Annotated in this window: 16 protein-coding genes; 14 read left to right on the top strand and 2 right to left on the bottom strand. The window is 53.5% G+C overall.

The features are described from left to right. Positions 1-4 precede the first annotated feature (4 nt). Positions 5-1,015, bottom strand: a complete 1,011-nt coding sequence (gene gap / locus ACVL1J_RS11090) for a type I glyceraldehyde-3-phosphate dehydrogenase (protein WP_341236265.1) — start codon at positions 1,013-1,015, stop codon at positions 5-7. A gap of 38 nt (positions 1,016-1,053) precedes the next feature. Continuing rightward, a complete protein-coding gene (gene tkt / locus ACVL1J_RS11085) occupies positions 1,054-3,054 on the bottom strand; it encodes a transketolase (RefSeq protein ID WP_341236266.1) in 2,001 nt (666 codons plus the stop codon). A 137-nt stretch (positions 3,055-3,191) separates the two neighbouring features. On the opposite strand from tkt, the gene ACVL1J_RS11080 reads away from it, so the two are divergent. From ACVL1J_RS11080 to ruvB, 14 genes are all read left to right on the top strand, one after another. Then, the gene (locus ACVL1J_RS11080) at positions 3,192-3,968 is read left to right on the top strand and encodes a 16S rRNA (uracil(1498)-N(3))-methyltransferase (RefSeq protein WP_341236267.1); all 777 of its coding nucleotides are present in this window, start codon (positions 3,192-3,194) and stop codon (positions 3,966-3,968) included. Between the two features lie 17 nt (positions 3,969-3,985). Continuing rightward, the gene (locus ACVL1J_RS11075; protein WP_341236268.1) at positions 3,986-5,488 is read left to right on the top strand and encodes an NAD-dependent succinate-semialdehyde dehydrogenase; all 1,503 of its coding nucleotides are present in this window, start codon (positions 3,986-3,988) and stop codon (positions 5,486-5,488) included. Positions 5,489-5,566: 78 nt separating this feature from the next. Beyond that, positions 5,567-6,493: a glycine--tRNA ligase subunit alpha gene (glyQ, locus tag ACVL1J_RS11070; RefSeq protein ID WP_341236269.1), complete on the top strand. Its 927-nt coding sequence runs from the start codon at positions 5,567-5,569 to the stop codon at positions 6,491-6,493. 14 nt (positions 6,494-6,507) lie between these two features. Continuing rightward, a complete protein-coding gene (glyS, locus tag ACVL1J_RS11065; RefSeq protein WP_341236270.1) occupies positions 6,508-8,592 on the top strand; it encodes a glycine--tRNA ligase subunit beta in 2,085 nt (694 codons plus the stop codon). Between the two features lie 28 nt (positions 8,593-8,620). Further along, complete coding sequence (gene gmhB, locus ACVL1J_RS11060) at positions 8,621-9,184, top strand: D-glycero-beta-D-manno-heptose 1,7-bisphosphate 7-phosphatase (RefSeq protein WP_159568292.1); 564 nt, start codon at positions 8,621-8,623, stop codon at positions 9,182-9,184. Between the two features lie 26 nt (positions 9,185-9,210). Next, complete coding sequence (locus ACVL1J_RS11055; RefSeq protein WP_236550779.1) at positions 9,211-9,978, top strand: lysophospholipid acyltransferase family protein; 768 nt, start codon at positions 9,211-9,213, stop codon at positions 9,976-9,978. A gap of 3 nt (positions 9,979-9,981) precedes the next feature. Then, positions 9,982-10,737 (top strand): M48 family metallopeptidase, encoded by a 756-nt coding sequence (locus ACVL1J_RS11050; RefSeq protein WP_341236271.1) that lies wholly within the window; start codon positions 9,982-9,984, stop codon positions 10,735-10,737. Beyond that, positions 10,734-11,126 carry a lactoylglutathione lyase gene (gloA, locus tag ACVL1J_RS11045; protein ID WP_159568290.1) on the top strand — a complete coding sequence of 131 codons (393 nt, stop codon included), beginning with the start codon at positions 10,734-10,736 and terminating at the stop codon, positions 11,124-11,126. Before ACVL1J_RS11050 ends, gloA begins: the two co-directional genes overlap by 4 nt. Positions 11,127-11,298: 172 nt before the next feature. Then, a complete protein-coding gene (gene dusB, locus ACVL1J_RS11040) occupies positions 11,299-12,348 on the top strand; it encodes a tRNA dihydrouridine synthase DusB (RefSeq protein WP_341236272.1) in 1,050 nt (349 codons plus the stop codon). Then, entirely contained in the window at positions 12,345-12,599 is a 255-nt protein-coding gene (locus tag ACVL1J_RS11035; protein ID WP_159568288.1) for a Fis family transcriptional regulator, read from the top strand. Before dusB ends, ACVL1J_RS11035 begins: the two co-directional genes overlap by 4 nt. Positions 12,600-12,642: 43 nt before the next feature. Further along, on the top strand, positions 12,643-14,235 hold the full coding sequence (gene purH, locus ACVL1J_RS11030) for a bifunctional phosphoribosylaminoimidazolecarboxamide formyltransferase/IMP cyclohydrolase (RefSeq protein ID WP_159568287.1): 1,593 nt from the start codon (positions 12,643-12,645) through the stop codon (positions 14,233-14,235). Positions 14,236-14,262: 27 nt separating this feature from the next. Continuing rightward, positions 14,263-14,811, top strand: coding sequence for a crossover junction endodeoxyribonuclease RuvC (ruvC, locus tag ACVL1J_RS11025; RefSeq protein ID WP_159569561.1), 549 nt, complete (start codon positions 14,263-14,265; stop codon positions 14,809-14,811). Between the two features lie 62 nt (positions 14,812-14,873). Then, a complete protein-coding gene (gene ruvA / locus ACVL1J_RS11020; RefSeq protein ID WP_159568286.1) occupies positions 14,874-15,464 on the top strand; it encodes a Holliday junction branch migration protein RuvA in 591 nt (196 codons plus the stop codon). A 15-nt stretch (positions 15,465-15,479) separates the two neighbouring features. Further along, positions 15,480-16,535: a Holliday junction branch migration DNA helicase RuvB gene (ruvB, locus tag ACVL1J_RS11015; protein WP_159568285.1), complete on the top strand. Its 1,056-nt coding sequence runs from the start codon at positions 15,480-15,482 to the stop codon at positions 16,533-16,535. Positions 16,536-16,594 lie beyond the last annotated feature (59 nt).

Below are 16,594 nucleotides of genomic sequence, written 5' to 3'. Positions count from 1 at the left end.
GGAATTACTTGGCGTTCATCAGTGCAACAGTGGTGTCCAACATGCGGTTGGAGAAACCCCACTCGTTGTCGTACCAGCTGGATACCTTGACCAGCTTGCCGCTCACCTTGGTCAGTGTGGCATCGAACGAACTGGAAGCTGGGTTGTGGTTAAAGTCAATCGACACCAATGGGGCCTCGTTGTACTCCAGCACACCTTTCAATGGGCCTTCGGCAGCAGCTTTCAAAATGCTGTTCACTTCATCAACCGTGGTTTCACGCTTGGCGATGAACGACAAATCAACCATCGACACGTTGATGGTGGGCACGCGAATCGCGTAGCCGTCGAGCTTGCCATTCAATTCTGGCAACACCAAACCAACCGCAGCAGCCGCACCTGTTTTGGTGGGGATCATGCTCATGGTGGCGGAACGGGCGCGGCGCAGGTCTTCGTGGTACACGTCAGTCAACACTTGGTCATTGGTGTAGGCGTGGATGGTGGTCATCAAACCTGTTTCCAGACCAATTACATCATTCAAAGGCTTGACCAGTGGGGCCAAACAGTTGGTGGTGCAAGACGCATTGGAAATAACGGTGTCGGTGCTCTTCAAGACACTGTGGTTTACGCCAAATACAACTGTGGCATCCACGTCTTTGCCGCCAGGTGCGGAAATAATTACTTTCTTGGCACCACCTTTCAGGTGGGCCGATGCTTTTTCTTTGGATGTGAAAAAGCCGGTGCATTCCAGAACAACGTCAACACCCAACTCGCCCCAAGGCAGTTCGGCCGGGTTGCGGTTGGCCAGCACCTTGATTTTGTCGCCATTCACAACCATGTAATCGCCATCTACGCTCACGGTGCCGGGGAAACGGCCATGGGCGGTGTCGTACTGGGTCAGGTGGGCGTTGGTTTTGGGATCGCCCAAATCGTTAATCGCCACGATTTGGATGTCGTGTTTTTTGCCACCTTCATAGTGGGCACGCAGTACATTTCGGCCGATGCGGCCATAGCCGTTAATCGCTACGCGAATGGTCATGACAAATCTCCTTGAAAGTAAATCAATTATTGCGTTTTTTAAGCTGTGACCAAGGCCAATGCGGCCTCGGTGAATTTCTCGGTGGTCAACCCAAAGTGCTTGAACAAGGCACCCGCCGGGGCAGACTCACCGAAGGTGCTCATGCCCAGCACAGTGCCCTTCACGCCAGCCTGCGCAATGTACTTGTACCAACCATCGGTCATACCGGCTTCAATCACGGCGATCGGGGCTGTACCCAGCACTTCGGCCTTGTAGGCCGCGGACTGGCGATCAAACACATTGGTTGATGGCAGTGAAACCACACGGGCAGCTATGCCTTTCTCGGTCAGTGCTTTTTGCGTGTTCATCGCAATTTCAATTTCTGAACCGGTGGCAATCAGGGTGACCTTGGCGTTTACTGCCTCGGCCAACACATAACCACCCTTGGAGATGGAGTTCAATACAGACTCGGAACGGGCCAGGAAAGGCAGGTTTTGGCGGCTGAACAGCAATGAACTAGGACCGTCTTGGCGCATCACTGCACTGTTCCATGCAGCCATCGATTCAACTGAATCGGCCGGGCGCCACACGTCCATATTGGGCAGCAAACGCAAAGTGGCAGCGTGCTCCACGGGTTGATGGGTTGGGCCGTCTTCACCCAAGCCAATCGAATCGTGGGTGAACACGAAAATATTGCGCTTTTTCATCAGGGCAGCCATACGCAACGCATTGCGGCTGTAATCAGAGAAAGTCAGGAAGGTTGCACCAAAAGGAATGTAACCACCGTGCAGGGCCACACCGTTCAAGGCTGCGCTCATACCAAACTCACGCACACCCCAATTAATGTGGTTACCCGCAGTAAAACCTTCAGCGTTTCGGCGCACAGCCACGCACTTGGCCCAGTTGGTCAGGTTTGAACCAGTCAGGTCGGCAGAGCCGCCCAGCAATTCGGGCAATTCGGCAGCCAGTAAAGTAATCGCGTTCTGGCTGGCTTTGCGGGTGGCAATGGTTTCACCCTTGGCAGCCACTTCAGCCAGCAGGCGTGCGGCAGTTTGTTCAAACTGATCAGGCAAATCACCGGCCATGCGGCGCTTGAATTCAGCAGCCTTGGCCGGGAATTTTGCGCTGTAGGCATCGAACAACTTGTCCCAGGCTGATTGGCGTGCAGCACCCTCTACCTGAGCATCCCAAGCGTTGTACACCTCGGCAGGAATCTCGAAGGGAGCATGTTCCCAGCCAATGGCGGCGCGGGTAGCGGCAATTTCAGCGTCACCCAGCGGTGCGCCGTGTACTTTGTCGGTGCCGGCCAAATTGGGCGAACCTTCGCCAATATTGGTTTTGCAGCAAATCAGGGTGGGGCCTTTGTCCAGCGCAGCGTTTTGTTTGGCCTGGGCAATGGCGGCATCCACCGCGTCTACATCGTGACCATTCACGTTGGGAATCACGTTCCAGCCATAGGCCTCGAAGCGCTTGGGTGTGTTGTCGGCAAACCAGTGTTCAACTTCACCGTCAATCGAAATGCCGTTGTCGTCGTACATCACGATGAGCTTGGACAAGCCCAAGGTGCCCGCCAACGAGCAGGCTTCGTGGGAAATGCCTTCCATCAGGCAACCGTCGCCCAAGAACACATAGGTGTTGTGATCCACCACCGGGAAGCCGGCTTCGTTGAACTCAGCAGCCAGCAGTTTCTCGGCCAACGCAAAACCCACTGCATTGGCAATACCCTGCCCCAAGGGACCCGTGGTGGTTTCAATACCGGGGGTAATGTCCACTTCGGGGTGGCCCGGTGTTTTAGAATGCAACTGGCGGAAATTCTTCAATTCCTCGATCGGCAGGTCGTAACCGGTCAAGTGCAGCAACGCGTATAGCAGCATGGATCCATGGCCGTTGGACAATACGAAGCGATCGCGATCGGCCCAAAGGGGATTCTGCGGGTTGTGCTTCAAGTGGCGAGCCCAAAGGGCAACGGCGATTTCGGCCATGCCCATAGGCATGCCAGGGTGGCCGGATTTGGCGGCTTGAACTGCATCCATGGCGAGCGCGCGAATCGCGTTGGCCATGTTCTTTGACGGTGAGGACATAGGTATGGGGATTGAGGGTTATGCCTGTGGCAAAGTTGGAAAAAAATGAATTTTATCAAAGCTATCCCAATAAAGCGCGCCCTTGCGGACAAACCATTGAATAAAGACAGGAAAACATGAAACACGACCAAGGCAAGCGTCTACCTCGCTTCCTGCTAGAACACTGCAACAGCGTGGGCCAAGTGCTTGATCTGTCTGACGACTTGATGCATTACGCGTCCAGAGTTTTGCGCCTGCGCGAAGGCGAAGCGCTGCGGGTGTGGAACGGAAAAGGTTGTGAGTACAACGCCACAGTTCACTATGTATCCAAAAAACTGGCGCAAATCCATGTGGGCGAAAAACTGGCAGTGCGCAATACCGAACTGAACCGACAAGTCCATGTGCTTCAAGCGCTGCCAGAAGGCGACAAAATGGATTGGGTGCTTGAAAAATGCACAGAATTGGGCGTAGCTGGCTTTCAACCGGTTCAGGCCCAGCGCAGCGTGGTTAAACTGGAAGGTGAGCGGGCTGCCAAAAGGCAAGCCCACTGGGAAAGGGTTGTTTTGGCAGCTAGCCTGCAAAGCGAACGGGAACAACTGCCCTTCGTTGAACCTGTCAGGTCACTTTCCGCAGCCTTGGAATACGCTGCGCAAAGCTGGCCCAACGCGCAAGTGCTTTGGTTTACGCCACAGGCCGAGGAATCGTTGAAAAACTGGTGTCTTGATGCCAAAACTGGTGAGCCTCTTATTGTTTGTGTGGGACCAGAGGGCGGCTGGTCACCCGAGGAAACCAATACGGCAAGGCAGCTTGGTGCCCTACCCCTGAATTTTTCGCGACGCGTGTTGCGAACAGAAACATTTGCAGTGGCCTGCACGGCACAGCTGACAGCCCTGCTAAACCTTGAAGCAAATTGACAACCAGAGAGACGGACATGAGCAGTAACGTGAGCAATGAGGTAAGCAATCAAATGAGCAAGCAGTTCCAATTCAAGAACCCGAGCTTGTTGCAAACCAATCCCTTTGTGTATGGCAGTTTCCATGAATGTGAAAAAGACTTTCCGGTGGACAATCCCTCAACGGGTGAAACCATCGCCCAGGTTGGAAACACATCGATTGCCCTAGCCCACGATGCCATTTTGTGTGCTGAAAAGGCCTTGGCCAGCTGGCGCAACACCACGGCCAAAAGCCGTGCGCAAATGATGCGCAAGTGGTTTGACCTGATTATCGACAATGCCGATGACCTGGCCTTTCTCATGACACTGGAGCAAGGCAAACCGCTTTCAGAAGCCAAAGGCGAGGTAATTTACGGCGCAAGCTTTGTGGAATGGTTTGCCGAACAGGCCAAACGAATTGAAGGCAGTGTGCTGGAATCGCCACAATTGGGCCGTGAATTACTGGTGTTGAAGCAAGGCATTGGCGTGTGCGCAGCCATTACGCCCTGGAATTTTCCGATCGCTATGATCACCCGCAAAGTAGCCCCTGCACTGGCTGCAGGCTGTACAGTGGTGATCAAACCTGCCGAGCAAACCCCGCTCAGCGCGCTGGCCTTGGCTGAACTGTCGCGTCAAGCAGGAATTCCCGCCGGGGTTCTCAATGTGATCACCGGCGATGCGGACCGTTCCGTGGAAATTGGCAAGGTACTCTGCGAAAGCGATGTGGTTCGAAAACTCACCTTCACGGGCAGCACCGAGGTGGGCCGAATCCTGATGCAACAGTGCGCCCCAACCATCAAAAAACTCAGCCTTGAACTGGGTGGCCATGCGCCATTCATCGTGTTCGAAGACGCAGATCTGGACAAAGCTGTTGATGGCTTGATCGCGTCTAAATTCCGCAATGCGGGCCAAACCTGCGTGTGCACCAACCGCATTTATGTTCAACGCAGCGTGCAACAGGCTTTTGCAGAAAAACTGCACGCCAAGGTCGCCAAGCTGGAAGTGGGCGATGGCCTGAAGACCAAAGCCAGTATTGGCCCCATGATCGACGACCAAGCGATTGCCAAAGTTCAAAAACATGTGGATGACGCGCTTGCAAAAGGCGCAAAATTGCTGCACGGCGGAAAACCTCATGATTTGGGCGGCCGCTTTTTCCAGCCAACCTTGATCGACAATGCAGACCACCGCATGCTGGTGGCGCAAGAAGAAACCTTTGGCCCACTGGCAGCAATTTTCCCATTCGACACCGAAGAGCAGGCGATCAACTACGCCAACAACACGCCTTACGGGCTGGCCGCCTACTTCTACACCGAGAACTCTGCACGCACCTTCCGGGTGGGTCGAGCGCTCGAGTACGGCATGGTAGGCATTAATGTGGGCGTATTCTCCAATGAAGTAGGGCCTTTTGGCGGCGTGAAGCAATCGGGCTTGGGGCGAGAAGGCTCTGTGTGGGGCATTGAAGAATTCCTGGAAATGAAGTACCTGTGCATTGGCACGCTCTGAGTTGGAAAGCCCCGGTAACCATTACAATACGGGGCAATTGACGTACAAAAAATTGAATCACGAAGGACACCGGCGCACATGCACAAGAAACCGCTGACGTTTCAACAGGCCATTCTGACCCTGCAAAACTATTGGGACCACCAAGGTTGTGCCTTACTGCAACCTTTCGACATGGAAGTGGGCGCAGGCACCAGCCACACCGCCACATTTTTGCGCGCATTGGGCCCCGAGCCCTGGAATGCAGCCTATGTGCAGCCCTCGCGCCGGCCCAAAGACGGCCGTTACGGCGAAAACCCAAATCGCATGCAGCACTACTATCAGTTCCAGGTGGTGCTAAAGCCTTCGCCCGAAAACATCATTGATTTGTACCTGGGTAGCCTGGAAGCACTGGGTATCGACACCAAGCAAAACGACATTCGTTTCGTTGAAGACAACTGGGAAAACCCAACGTTGGGTGCCTGGGGTCTGGGCTGGGAAGTGTGGCTCAACGGCATGGAAGTGACCCAGTTCACCTATTTCCAGCAGGTTGGCGGTCTGGATTGCGCGCCAATTCTGGGCGAAATCACCTATGGCATTGAACGCCTGACCATGTACCTGCAAGGCAAGGAAAACGTGTACGACTTGGTGTGGACTGAACGCGAAGAAAAAGGCGTGATGAAAACACTGACCTACGGCGATGTGTTTCATCAAAACGAAGTGGAACAATCCACCTACAACTTCGAGCACAGCAATGCCGACATGCTGTTTCGCCACTTCGGCGAATACGAGGCGGAAGCAAAGCACCTGATTGAAGTCGGCCTTGCCCTGCCCGCCTACGAGATGATTCTGAAAGCCGCGCACACCTTCAACTTGCTGGACGCACGCGGTGCCATTTCAGTGACCGAGCGCGCAGCCTATATTGGCCGAATCCGCAATTTGTCGCGTGCCGTGGCGCAAGCCTACTTTGATTCACGCGAAAAGCTGGGTTTCCCAATGTGCGATACCCCCAATACACAAGCCGCCTAAAACACGTGAGACCCATGAATTCAACACTACTGGTTGAGCTGTTTACCGAAGAGCTCCCACCCAAAGCACTGCAAACACTGGGCAACGCATTCTCTGAATTGCTCAGCAAAACCCTGCGCGATGAAGGCCATCTTTCTGATTCCAGCGTGATCGAGGGCTTTGCCAGTCCACGCCGTTTGGCCTGCCGCATTACCAACGTGGCCGCAATCAGCCCCGAGAAAAAAATTCAGGAACGTTTGCTGCCCGCGAAAATTGGCCTGGATGCGAACGGCCAACCCACGCCACCCTTGCAGAAAAAACTGGATTCCCTGGGAATGGGTGCGATCAGTGTGGATCAACTGGAAACCATCAATGACGGCAAGCAAGATGTATTGCACATTTCACGCACGCAAGCGGGCAAGGCACTTGATGAATCGCTGAACAAAGCGCTCGAAGCTGCCACCACCAAGCTGCCCATTCCAAAAGTAATGAGTTACCAGCGCCCCGATGGCAGCACCGTGCATTTTGTACGCCCTGCCCACCGCTTGATTTGCCTGCATGGCAACCACGTAGTGCCCGCGCAAGTGCTGGGTTTGGAAAGCGACCGCATCACCTTGGGTCACCGTTTCCTGAGCAGCGGCGTGGTGAACATTGCCAGCGCCGACAGCTATGAAGCGCAACTTGAAACCGAAGGCAAAGTAATGGCCAGTTTCGAGAAACGCAAAGCCGCCATTGAAAAAGCCCTGAATGATCAAGCTGCAGGCGACAAAGTGGTGCAGCCCGAAGACTTGGTCAACGAAGTGTGTGCTCTGGTTGAATGGCCCGTGGTGTACGAAGCCGGTTTCGAAAAAGAATTTCTGGAAGTGCCGCAAGAGTGTTTGATTCTGACCATGCAGGCCAACCAGAAGTACTTTGCCATTACCGACCAGAATGGCAAGATGAAAAACCGCTTCTTGCTGGTTTCAAACCTGCTGACGCACACCCCCGAACTGATCACAACAGGCAACGAACGCGTGTTGCGCGCACGTTTGGCCGACGCGAAATTCTTCTTCGATCAAGATCGTAAAAAATCACTGGAAAGCCGCTTGCCCGGCTTGGCCAACGTGGTGTACCACAACAAGCTGGGTACACAGAAAGACCGCAATGGCCGCCTGGTTGAACTGGCTGCAGCGCTTGCCCCAGTGTGCGGCGCCAATGTGGAGCAAGCCAAGCGCGCAGCAATGCTGTGCAAAGCCGACCTGCTGACCGACATGGTTGGCGAGTTCCCCGAACTGCAAGGCAATATGGGCGAACATTACGCCCGGCACGATGGCGAACACGCCGATGTAGCCCAGGCAATTGCTGACCATTACAGCCCCCGCTTTGCTGGCGACCAATTGCCCCGCAACCCGGTGGGTGTGGCTGCTGCGCTGGCCGACAAACTGGAAACCCTCGTGGGCATTTACAGCATCGGCTTAATCCCCACTGGGGACAAAGACCCCTTTGCATTACGTCGCCACGCCTTGGGCGTGATTCGAATGGTGATCGAAAAAAATCTGAAACTGGATTTAATTGATGCACTGAACAAGGCCAGCAGCCTGTTCACAGAATTTCCCGACTTCAAACAAAGCGTGGAAGGCATTGCCGGCTTTATTCAAGACCGACTGCGTGGCTACCTGAAAGACCAGGGCTACTCCACCGCCGAGGTTGAGTCGGTGCTTAGCCAGAATCCAAGCCAGTTTGCCGACTTGCCCAAACGCCTGGAAGCTGTGCGTGCTTTCTCGCAACTACCGGAATCGCAGGCATTGGCAGCTGCCAACAAGCGAATCACCAATATTTTGAAGAAGACAGAAGTCACTTCTTCCAAGGTGGACGCAACCCTGTTGCAAGTCGATGCCGAAAAAGCACTGGCCGCACAAGTCAAAGAAGTGGAACCAAGCGCCACCAAGGCATTCGAGCAAGGGGACTATCAACAGGCACTGCTGGTTCTCGCGCCCTTGAAGGCCAATGTAGACGCCTTCTTTGAAAACGTGATGGTGATGGACAACAATGAAGCACTAAAAAACAACCGCCTCGCCTTGTTGAAACACATGCATGGTTTGATGAACCGCGTGGCCGACATTTCACAATTGGCCGCTTAAGACCTGAACACTGAGCAAGGACAAGCCCATGAAACTCATCGTGCTGGATCGGGATGGCGTCATCAACGAAGACTCGGATGAATACATCAAATCAGTGGATGAGTGGATCCCCATTCAAGGCAGCATGGAAGCCATCGCACGGTTGAACCGCGGCGGTTATCGGGTGGTGGTAGCCACCAACCAAAGTGGTATTTCGCGCGGTATGTTCGATCTTGAAACCCTGTCAGCCATGCACAAAAAAATGCATGATCTCGCAGGCCAGGCAGGCGGCCATATCGAGGGCATATTCTTCTGCCCGCATGGCCCTGACGACAAATGCAACTGCCGCAAACCCAAACCCGGGCTGTTTCAGGAAATTCAGGCACGCACTGGTTTTAATCTTGAAGGTGTGCCTTGCGTGGGCGACTCGCTACGCGACCTGCAAGCAGGTAGCAGCCAGGGCTGCAGCACATTCTTGGTAAAAACAGGCAAAGGAAAAAAAACCCTGGAAAAAAGCAAAGAAGAATTGCCCAAAGGCACCTTGGTGTTCGACAATCTGACAGCTGTCGCCGAGCACTTGGTGCCTGACGATCCTTTCGCAAACAATCGATAACAATTAAAACTTTTCGGAGGCCTGTGGTGAGATCCGTCATTGGTTCTATCCTGTTTTTCGTCTACGTGGTGGTGTACACGCCCATTCATGCGACCTTGCTGCTGCTGGTTTCACCATTTATCTCAATTCGCAACCGCTATGTGTTTGCCTGTTGGTGGAATGCCTTGAACATTGAAATGTTGCGCCTGCTGTGCAACATTCAATACAAAGTAGAGGGCATGGAACACCTGCCCAATACCGGCGCAATCATTCTGGCCAAACACCAGTCGGCCTGGGAAACTTTTGGCATCCCCGCACGCCTGTTGCCACGCCAACTTTGCCTGGTTTACAAAAAAGAACTTCAATACGTGCCCTTTTTTGGCTGGGCCTTGTGGGTATTGCGCATGGTGCCTATTGATCGGAAAAATGGCGTTGAAGCTTTTGAGCAGGTCAAAACCATGGCCGGGCAACGCATGAAAGAAGGCGCCTGGATGATGTTTTTCCCTGAAGGTACACGCGTTCCTGTGGGTTACAAACGCCGCTATAAAACCGGCGGTACGCGCCTTGCAGTTGCAACAGGTACACCAGTGGTGCCAGTAGCGCACGATGCTGGCGAATACTGGAAGCGCAAAGGATTTTTCAAGAAGGCCGGCACAGTGACCTTGCGATTTGGCCCGCCCATTTCACCTGAAGGGCATGATGCCCAAAGCCTGATGGACGTGGTCGAAGAATGGATTGAAAACGAAATGCACAAAATCAGCCCACACCGCTACACCAGCGCTGAAACACCACTGGTGGGTAAAGGCGACCAATAAACCATGCGATTAACAGCAGCACCCAGCCCCACTGAAGTTCGCAGCATTGAACTGCCGTGGGGTTTGTGCAGCTATATTCTGAAACGCAGTAAACGCAAATCGGTCGGCTTTCTAATCGGCGATCATGGCCTGCAAATTTCGGCCCCCCTTCGGCTTTCCATCTCCGAACTCCAAAGCATCATCGCCTCCAAATCTACGTGGATCGAAAAACGCCTAAGACAATGGGAAACGCGAAGCAAACAGACAATTTCCTTGTCAAGCTTGCTCGATGAAAGTAAACCGATTCCGATTCGAGGCGAGCCCTACCAAATTGAAACCTTGCCAGCACGCAGCAAACCCATGCTGAATCCCTGGACAAAAAGCATTGCCCTGCCCGCTTGCGAAAATAGCGTGCAGCGAGACAAGGCCATTGAAAAATTATTGAAATCACATGCCAAAGAAGTGTTCACGCACATGGCCACCAAACTGTTTGAACGCCAGGCAGCGGCGCAGCGTTTGCCTCATTTCTCAATTCATTTGAGTAGCCCAAGTTCACGCTGGGGGAGTTGCAACAGCAAACGCGAAGTGCGCCTGAATTGGCGTCTGGTGCATTACCCGCCGCAACTGATCGAATATGTGATCGCACACGAACTGGCTCACCTTGTTGAAATGAATCACAGCGCGCGCTTTTGGGCTGTGGTTGAAAGCCTGATGCCCGATTACCAAACACCCCACAAAGCGCTGTCCAGAATGAACCCTGCCGAGGTACCCGTATTATGAGAATTCTTCACACCATGCTGCGCGTTGGCGACCTTCAACGCTCCATAAATTTCTACACGCAGGTCATGGGCATGAACCTGATCAGGACCACCGAACGACCCGATCAAGGTTATTCCTTGGCTTTTGTTGGCTATGGCAACGAACAAGACGGCGCTGTCCTTGAATTGACCTACAACCACGGTGTGGATAGCTACGATTTGGGCACTGCGTACGGCCACATTGCAATCGCAGTCAACAACGCTTACACACAATGCGAGCGAATTACCTCAGCTGGCGGAACAGTGACGCGCCCCGCCGGACCAGTGAAAGGTGGGAGTACCGTCATTGCGTTTGTTGAAGACCCTGATGGCTACAAAATTGAATTAATACAAATATCGCAATCACATTGATTTCAATACATAAAAGCCCTTGCATTTCCACAAGGCACGCAAGGCCTTGCGGCCCACTTTGACAAACAGAAGTCAAGTAAAAAATTTCCGGTTTTTTCCTGATTTGGGCTCGAATAAAATCGCCCTGCCCGTTACAATGGGCTGCTCGAAATTTGCTTAAATTTTGTGCAACGTGCGCATCGCCCATTTAACACTTCCAAACAATCTGTTCCTTGCTCCAATGGCAGGTGTAACCGATCGTCCCTTCCGCCAGTTGTGCAAAAAACTGGGCGCGGGTCATGCTGTGTCGGAAATGGCCGCGAGCAACCCTGCACTGTGGAAAACAGACAAAAGCACGCGCAGGTTGAACCACTACGGCGAAACAAAACCAATTGCTGTTCAAATTGCTGGCGCCGACCCGGAAATGATGGCGCATGCCGCCGCCTACAACATTGAACGCGGCGCGCAAATCATCGACATCAACATGGGTTGCCCGGCCAAAAAAGTGTGTGCGGTTGCTGCGGGCTCTGCCTTGCTGCAAAACGAAGGTTTGGTCGAACGCATTTTGAAAGCAGTGCACGCCGAATGTGAACAACGCGGTGTGCCCCTTACTTTGAAGTACCGCACCGGTTGGTCACCCGAACACAAGAATGCAATACACATTGCGCAAATGGCGCAGTCTGTTGGTGTGTCGCTTCTCACACTTCATGGTCGTACGCGCGCTTGCGGCTACACGGGCGACGCGGAATACGACACCATCAAGGCCGTGAAGCAGGCCGTCAACATCCCAGTGATCGCGAACGGTGACATCACCAGCCCCGAGAAGGCGAAATTTGTCTTGGATTACACGGGTGCAGATGGCCTCATGATCGGTCGGGCCGCACAAGGCAATCCCTGGATTTTTAGAGAAGTGCTGCATTACCTGAAAACGGGTGAACGCATTGATCCACCCACACTTGAAGAAGCCCATGAAGTCATGATGCATCACTTGCGTGATCACCATGAATTTTATGGAGAGAAAACGGGCCTGCTCACCGCCCGAAAGCATTTGCAGTGGTATCTTTGCGGCCCAGCCGGAAAAAACAACACCGTGGTCGACCAACTGATGTTGGCGCAAACCACAAGCGAACAATTGCGCATTGTTGATGAATTTTTTCTGAACTGGTTATCAAGCGGCCAGCAGTACTTCGCCGCTGCAAACGATTCACTCCAACCAACACCAAGAAGAAGATTGGCAGCATGAAACCCAATGACAGTGATCTAAGTCCCATCACCATTTCAGAGTGCATACGCAGCAATCTGGACAAGTTCTTTAACGACCTTGAAGGTGAATGTGCCAAGTCGGTATACGACATGGTGTTGTCTGCAGTTGAGCGCCCCATGCTGGAAGTGGTCATGGAAAAAGCCAACATGAACCAAACCATCGCAAGCCAGATGCTGGGTATTAATCGCAACACCCTGCGCAAAAAACTGCAACAGCACGGCCTCATCTGATTTTTAATTTTTACCGACCGCTTAACAACCGGCCCCCGATACCATGACATCAAATCCAACCATCAAACGCGCGCTACTCAGCGTGTCCGACAAAACCGGCATTCTTGAATTGGCCAAAGCACTGGCTGACCAAGGCGTGGAAATTTTGTCCACAGGCGGAACCGCCAAATTGCTCGCCGAGAAAGGACTCGTGGTCAAAGAGGTCAGCAGCCACACTGGTTTCCCGGAAATCATGGATGGCCGTGTCAAAACCCTGCACCCAAAAATTCACGGTGGTATTTTGGCGCGTCGCGATTTGCAAAGTCACCTGGACGCCATGGAAGAGCATGGCATTGGCGCAATCGATTTGGTGGCTGTGAATCTGTACCCCTTCGACAAAGCCACTGCCGGCGACAACGTGAAGCTGGAAGATGCGATTGAGAACATCGACATTGGTGGCCCCGCCATGGTGCGTGCCTCTGCGAAAAACTACACCGGTGTCACCATCATTGTCGACCCGGCTGATTACGGCAAAGTGATCGATGAAATCAAAAGCAACGATGGCGCAACCACGCTGAAAACACGCAGTGGTCTGGCGGCCAAAGCCTATGCGCACACCGCACGTTACGATGGTGCAATTGCTGCATTCCTGACCAGCCTGCAAGGCACCGAAGGCGCACTGGAAGACACACCCACACGCATTGAATACCCGGAAGTGCTCAGCATGCAGTTTCACAAAGTGCAAGACATGCGCTACGGTGAAAACCCACATCAAAGTGCCGCCTTTTACCGCGAGGCAAAAGCACCCGTGGGCCTGTTGGCCAACTACCGCCAACTGCAAGGCAAGGAACTCAGCTTCAACAATATTGCGGATTCCGACGCAGCTTGGGAATGTGTAAAAACCTTTGATGCCCCCGCCTGCGTCATCATCAAACACGCCAACCCTTGCGGTGTGGCCGTGGCCGAAGGCCCGTTGAACGCCTATCACAAAGCGTTCAAAACAGACCCCACCTCCGCATTTGGCGGCATCATCGCTTTTAATCGCCCGGTCGATGAAGCCACGGCACAGGCCGTTGCAAAACAGTTTGTTGAAGTGGTGATTGCGCCCGCGTTCGACGAAGCCGCACGCGCCGTATTCTTTGCCAAGCAAAATGTTCGATTGCTGGAAATTCCTGTGGAAACCGGCATGCACAAGTTTGATTACAAACGCGTGGGCGGCGGTTTGCTGGTACAAAGCCCCGATGAACGCAATGTGCTGCAAAGCGAAATTAAAGTGGTCAGCAAACGCCAGCCCACCGAGCAGCAATGGGCAGATTTGATGTTTGCCTGGCGCTGCGCGAAGTTCGTGAAAAGCAATGCCATCGTATTCTGCAAAGACGGCATGACCATGGGTGTTGGCGCAGGCCAAATGAGCCGTGTCGATTCTGCACGTATCGCATCCATCAAGGCACAGAATGCAGGCCTTACTCTGGCTGACAGCGCTGTTTCATCCGATGCGTTCTTTCCCTTCCGCGATGGTCTGGACGTGGTGATCGACGCAGGCGCAAGCTGCGTCATTCAACCTGGTGGCTCCATGCGCGACGAAGAAGTCATTGCGGCTGCGAATGAGCGTGACATTGTCATGGTGCTTACTGGTGTGCGCCATTTCCGCCACTAAACGCATCACGCCCCCTACCCTACCGTGATGCGTATCCTTGGCATAGACCCAGGCCTGCGCATCACCGGTTACGGCGTGGTCGACATCATTGAAAGCCAGCAAATTTATGTGGCCAGTGGCGTGATCCGTTCCAATTCCGATGCTTCCCTGCCCGACCGTTTGCACACCCTGTTTTCGGGTTTGTGTGAACTGGCGGAACTGTATAAACCCCAAGTGGCCGTGGTTGAAAAAGTGTTTGTGAACGTGAACCCGCAATCTACCTTGCTACTGGGGCAAGCACGCGGCGCGGTGCTTACTGCGCTCACTCACAGCGGTTTGGCAGTAACCGAATACACGGCGCTGCAAATCAAGCAAGCCATTGTTGGGCACGGCAAAGCCAACAAAGAACAGGTACAGGAAATGGTCAAACGCCTTCTAAAACTACCTGCCCACCCTTCAGCCGATGCAGCCGACGCACTGGCCGCCGCATTAACGCACGCGCAAAGCAGCAAACTGCTGGGCGCACTGGCAGCCAAAGACCTGCCCACCAGTATTTTCAAAACTCGCACTCGAAAGGGCCGCACGAGCTGGAAATGAAATCGCTTGGCGTATAATCAATTTCAGTTTACTGTGCATAAAAACAGTGTGGAGACGCTGCAATGATTGGTCGCCTGAAAGGCACTTTGCTTGAAAAAAACGCCCCGTGGATTTTGCTCGACGTGCAAGGCGTGGGCTACGAATTGCAGGTGCCCATGAGCACACTGTTCAACCTGCCCGAAATCAACGCAAGTTGCACGCTGTTAACCCACCTTGTTGTTCGCGAGGACGCGCATACCCTCTACGGCTTTCAAAACATTGCTGAAAAAAACCTGTTCAAAACCTTGATCAAGGTTTCCGGCATTGGGCCGCGCACCGCATTGGCCATTTTGTCATCCATTTCCACCAACGACTTTTTGCTTGCCGTGCAAAGTCAGGAAACGGCGCGTTTGGTAAAAATCCCCGGCATTGGCAAAAAAACTGCCGAGCGTTTGTTGCTTGAACTGAAAGGTCAAATCGTCGCTTTGGGCGGCACCGCGAACATTGCAGAAGGCATGCCATTGTCTGGCAGCAATCAAAGCGAAGTTGTTCAAGCCCTGTGTGCCTTGGGTTATTCTGACAAAGAAGCAGCGCTGGCCTGCAAAGGCCTGCCCGAGGGCACCAGTGTTACCGATGGCCTGAAACTGGCCCTGCGCAATTTGTCAAAAGGCTAACAGAGAACACCCACAATGATTGAACCCGATCGCCTGATCAGCCCCACCAAAACCACACATGCCGAAGAAGCGTTCGAGCGCGCCCTGCGCCCCAAGCATTTGGACGAGTATGTGGGGCAACAAAAAATTCGCGATCAACTCGACATTTTTATTGCTGCTGCACGCGCACGCAAGGAAGCGCTTGATCATGTGCTTCTGTTTGGTCCCCCCGGTTTGGGCAAAACCACTTTGGCGCATATTTTGGCCCGTGAAATGGGCGTGAACCTGCGTCAAACCTCTGGCCCGGTGCTTGAACGCCCTGGCGACTTGGCAGCGTTGCTGACCAACCTCGAAGCCAATGACGTGTTGTTCATCGATGAGATTCACAGGCTTTCGCCCGTGGTCGAGGAAATTTTGTACCCGGCGCTGGAAGACTATCAAATCGACATCATGATCGGCGAAGGCCCCGCCGCACGCAGCGTGAAACTTGATTTACAACCTTTCACACTGGTGGGTGCCACCACCCGTGCCGGCATGCTGACCAATCCGTTGCGCGACCGTTTTGGCATTGTTTCACGGCTCGAGTTTTACTCGCCCGAAGAATTGTCCCGGATCGTTGCACGCTCAGCCAGCTTGCTGGACACACCTGCCGAGGCCAGTGGTTGCCTTGAAATTGCCCGCCGATCACGCGGTACACCACGTATTGCCAACCGGCTGTTACGCCGAGTGCGCGACTATGCCCAAGTGAAAGCTGATGGGGTAATTACAGCTGAAGTGGCCGATGCGGCACTGGTAATGCTTGATGTCGACAAAGTGGGCCTGGATCCCATGGACCGCCGCTTGCTGGAGACCATCATTCACAAATTTGGTGGTGGACCTGTTGGCCTTGAAAGCGTGGCGGCCGCCATTGGCGAAGAAAAAGACACCATTGAAGACGTGCTGGAGCCCTACCTGATCCAGCAAGGCTACATTCAACGCACGCCGCGTGGGCGAATTGCCACGCTGAACACCTACGCACATTTTGGTCTGACTGCACCGGCCAGTTTGGCAGGTACGCATGCGGCGAATGTGCAGCAAGGCGACCTGCTGTAACACCGGCATTCAGGCGAAAGACCGGAACCCAATTTAATTGGGCTGTCCAACAAGCTGCG

Source organism: Limnobacter sp. G6BE5S (assembly GCF_058448965.1).
This window is presented reverse-complemented; position numbering and strand designations above follow the sequence as displayed.

Excerpts from the sequence above, each read along its gene's own strand:
- glyS (WP_341236270.1), top strand. The coding sequence starts at position 6,508 with ATGAATTCAACACTACTGGTTGAGCTGTTTACCGAAGAGCTCCCACCC.
- ACVL1J_RS11035 (WP_159568288.1), top strand. The coding sequence starts at position 12,345 with ATGAAACCCAATGACAGTGATCTAAGTCCCATCACCATTTCAGAGTGC.
- gap (WP_341236265.1), bottom strand. The coding sequence starts at position 1,015 with ATGACCATTCGCGTAGCGATTAACGGCTATGGCCGCATCGGCCGAAAT.
- purH (WP_159568287.1), top strand. The coding sequence starts at position 12,643 with ATGACATCAAATCCAACCATCAAACGCGCGCTACTCAGCGTGTCCGAC.
- gloA (WP_159568290.1), top strand. The coding sequence starts at position 10,734 with ATGAGAATTCTTCACACCATGCTGCGCGTTGGCGACCTTCAACGCTCC.
- ACVL1J_RS11050 (WP_341236271.1), top strand. The coding sequence starts at position 9,982 with ATGCGATTAACAGCAGCACCCAGCCCCACTGAAGTTCGCAGCATTGAA.
- ruvB (WP_159568285.1), top strand. The coding sequence starts at position 15,480 with ATGATTGAACCCGATCGCCTGATCAGCCCCACCAAAACCACACATGCC.
- ruvA (WP_159568286.1), top strand. The coding sequence starts at position 14,874 with ATGATTGGTCGCCTGAAAGGCACTTTGCTTGAAAAAAACGCCCCGTGG.
- ACVL1J_RS11080 (WP_341236267.1), top strand. The coding sequence starts at position 3,192 with ATGAAACACGACCAAGGCAAGCGTCTACCTCGCTTCCTGCTAGAACAC.
- ACVL1J_RS11075 (WP_341236268.1), top strand. The coding sequence starts at position 3,986 with ATGAGCAGTAACGTGAGCAATGAGGTAAGCAATCAAATGAGCAAGCAG.
- glyQ (WP_341236269.1), top strand. The coding sequence starts at position 5,567 with ATGCACAAGAAACCGCTGACGTTTCAACAGGCCATTCTGACCCTGCAA.
- ruvC (WP_159569561.1), top strand. The coding sequence starts at position 14,263 with ATGCGTATCCTTGGCATAGACCCAGGCCTGCGCATCACCGGTTACGGC.
- tkt (WP_341236266.1), bottom strand. The coding sequence starts at position 3,054 with ATGGCCAACGCGATTCGCGCGCTCGCCATGGATGCAGTTCAAGCCGCC.
- gmhB (WP_159568292.1), top strand. The coding sequence starts at position 8,621 with ATGAAACTCATCGTGCTGGATCGGGATGGCGTCATCAACGAAGACTCG.